General features: G+C 40.6%; 4 protein-coding genes and 1 pseudogene. 3 read left to right on the top strand and 2 right to left on the bottom strand.

Going from position 1 to position 2828, the window contains the following annotated elements:
- Nucleotides 1-145: 145 nt before the first annotated feature.
- Nucleotides 146-373, top strand: coding sequence for a hypothetical protein (locus ACTQ16_RS16535; protein WP_441938529.1), 228 nt, complete (start codon nucleotides 146-148; stop codon nucleotides 371-373).
- 17 nt (nucleotides 374-390) lie between these two features.
- Nucleotides 391-1008 carry a hypothetical protein gene (locus tag ACTQ16_RS16530; protein WP_005812828.1) on the top strand — a complete coding sequence of 206 codons (618 nt, stop codon included), beginning with the start codon at nucleotides 391-393 and terminating at the stop codon, nucleotides 1006-1008.
- 268 nt (nucleotides 1009-1276) lie between these two features.
- Here ACTQ16_RS16530 and ACTQ16_RS16525 read toward each other — a convergent pair whose 3' ends face one another.
- Nucleotides 1277-2026, bottom strand: coding sequence for a nucleoside phosphorylase (locus tag ACTQ16_RS16525; RefSeq protein ID WP_006743466.1), 750 nt, complete (start codon nucleotides 2024-2026; stop codon nucleotides 1277-1279).
- Nucleotides 2027-2037: 11 nt separating this feature from the next.
- Nucleotides 2038-2538 (bottom strand): nucleotidyltransferase domain-containing protein, encoded by a 501-nt coding sequence (locus tag ACTQ16_RS16520; RefSeq protein WP_006743465.1) that lies wholly within the window; start codon nucleotides 2536-2538, stop codon nucleotides 2038-2040.
- Between the two features lie 158 nt (nucleotides 2539-2696).
- On the opposite strand from ACTQ16_RS16520, the pseudogene ACTQ16_RS16515 reads away from it, so the two are divergent.
- Nucleotides 2697-2828, top strand: a pseudogene (locus tag ACTQ16_RS16515) (IS1380 family transposase); the annotation flags it as partial.

Below are 2828 nucleotides of genomic sequence, written 5' to 3'. Positions count from 1 at the left end.
TTTTGCAACACTAAGATAAGTGAAAATTCTGACATGGCAAAATCCTGGGCAACTTTTTGTTGCTCAGGAACTTATAAATAAAGTTAAATTATAGTGTTGCGGAATTAAGGTCTTCCTCAATGAGGTTCAGGTTCCTGATTCTGATATGACTGCATCAAGAGAGGACATTTCTCATGTAGGTATGCTTCTCTTCCTTGATATGATTGATGCAGCAACAACCGTGTCCGAATCTTGTGGCGGTGGTGGTTCTGCTCCTTCCTCTAGTTGGGGTAAGGATGATGACGAAGACGAGCGTGAGCGGGCTCGCCGTTGCCTCCAGATGGCTCATGCCATGTGCAAGCCACCGCAGAAAAGACGTTCATTCCACCGTTAGACAAATCCTACATATCAATGAGAAGAACAAAACATGTAGAAGAACTCATCGAAGATGACGAGCAGAAGCCTGACTTCGATGACATGATGAACGAAGTCCAGGAAGAGATTGAAGAGCATGATGCCGAGGATGCTGTTGTCAGTCGTGCGCCTGAACTCAGGCAGTTGAGTGAGAACATTGACAAAGCGACCAACACTTGGATCAATGCAACTCTTCAACTGGAGTCTGCCATCCGTAAGTACAATTCAGCTCAGACTGCTCTTGGCAATGCCGTTGACACTATCAGTGGTAAGGTTGACACCATCAATACCCACATTGACAATGTTCTGAAGGATGCCCCAACCAAGTTGAAGGTTTCAGTCAGAGTCGATGATGTTGACTGGAAGAAGATTCAGGACATGTTCGACAAACAACATGAATGGATGACCACTCAGATGCAGAAGCATATCCGTGAGGTCAATCAAATGTTTTATGAAGAACGTAGAAGGGTTCAGGAAAGGTACAAGGAGTACGACGGAACCTACCTCGGACACTATGTGCAGTATTTCTTCTGGTTCTTCTTTGTCCTTGGACTCGTTATTTTCGGCTTGGCTATCTTCCTGATGCTCGACAGTCACTACCACTGGACGAAGTAATCTAATGTTTATACCCTCCAAAATCCCTACGAAACTTGGCATAGTCTAAGTTTGTAGGGATATTTTTTTTCTTGAAAACGTCATTTTCTTGAAAATGTGCACTATTGCCCGTTGTGGGAGCCAGATAGCATGAGTAACTTTGCACCGTCAAAATAAACGAGTGTAAACCTAATTGTTATAAAGTAAGCATTCCGTAAACCACGTATAGATGGTTATGGAATACTTTTTATATAGTCCGCTAAATGGGAATTTACAATTCTGATATACTTCAGATGTAGGTTGCCGTTTCTAAAGCAATATAAAGTTTGTTTAAACTATGGTTGGCATTGTTCAAGCCTTTGGCTTCATATCCATTTGTATCCAAAATGTCACCTGTTTCAAAAAAAGCATACAACTTCAAATTGTAGAAGTCGCACACAGATTGAACTCCAGCCAATTCCATTTCTACAGCGATGCACCCTTCTTCCATACGTTTGCGTACAAGTCCTTTTGTTTCTCTGATCATCGAATCTGTCGTCCATATTTTACCTGTAATATATGGTACAGATAATTTGTCGAAAATTATGGAAAGTTCCTTGCTTGCGGCTATATCAATATAGTCGGATGGTGCTGCAAAATAATATGAACACCCATCCCCTCTGTAACTTTGTGTCGGTATGATAAATCTACCTTGTGTGGTTGTACGGTCAAGACTGCCACAGGAACCGAACATAATGAACTTTGATGCTCCAGTTAGCCAGCTTGCAAGATGACATTGAGAGGATGCTACTGCTGAACCTATTCCTGACAGGTAGAAAGTTATCGTAACTCCTTTATAAGTTGTTTTATAGATATGCGTATCGCCATTGCAAGCCGGCATAGTTGCAATAATTTCAGATTCGTAGGAATCAAGTAAATGCCGATGAATCTCCTTCGAGAATATTATCAGGCATATATCTGCAAAATCTCCACGTCTGCCGTAGAAATCAAACAGATTGATCATTGGTTCAGTTTCAATATCATAACTATCAGTAATCATAGCATATTGAATCAGATGTGAGTTTTATATTGCTCCGGTATCTCAAGATTGAAAGTTCTGCATAATAACAGGACGTCGTGGACATCATTTTCATCGTATTCATATCCAAGATGGAACTGTACCTGTGCCTCCGGGTTTATGCATGTTACCTCAATATTCCCGATATTTCCTTTACCTGAGAAAGTTTCGCTTGGGAAAGTGTATCCGTCATATAGAATTCCATCTTCGACATATTCGAAACAATGCAGATCGATTATTCTTCCGTTGTCATCTTTCCAGACAGTATGGCTATCGGTCGTATAGTCCATTACAACTTCTCTGTATCCCTTCCAGGTAATCACGGATATGGCCTTACCATAGTCTTTCTTCTCTACGAACAGATCGATGTCGTTATGTATTCTTGTTTCTCTGCCTATAAGTGCATCGACACCCCAACCGCCGTCCAGAAACACCTTTACAGATGCTTCAGACAGCATTTCAAGAATCTCACATGCATCAAAATAAGTGACCATAAAATCCTTAATTCCGCAACACTATAGTTTAACATTATTTATAAGTGCCTGAGCAACAAAAAGTTGCCCAGGATTTTGCCGTGTCAGATTTTTCACTTATCTTAGTGTTGCAATTAGAAAACAAGCGAAAATCGTAACAAGGCGCTGCAAAGGTACAAATAAAATTCGAAAAACTCACACCTTTTGGAGGAATTTTTTCTATTATGGAGCAATTTGATGCTCTTTTAGCTCAAACCATAGATTCCACCTTGGGATTGAGATGCACTATGTTTGGTTATCAATATAGCGAA

This window comes from Prevotella sp. LCP21S3_D2, assembly GCF_052118345.1.
In the GTDB taxonomy this organism is placed as follows: domain Bacteria; phylum Bacteroidota; class Bacteroidia; order Bacteroidales; family Bacteroidaceae; genus Prevotella.
This window is presented reverse-complemented; position numbering and strand designations above follow the sequence as displayed.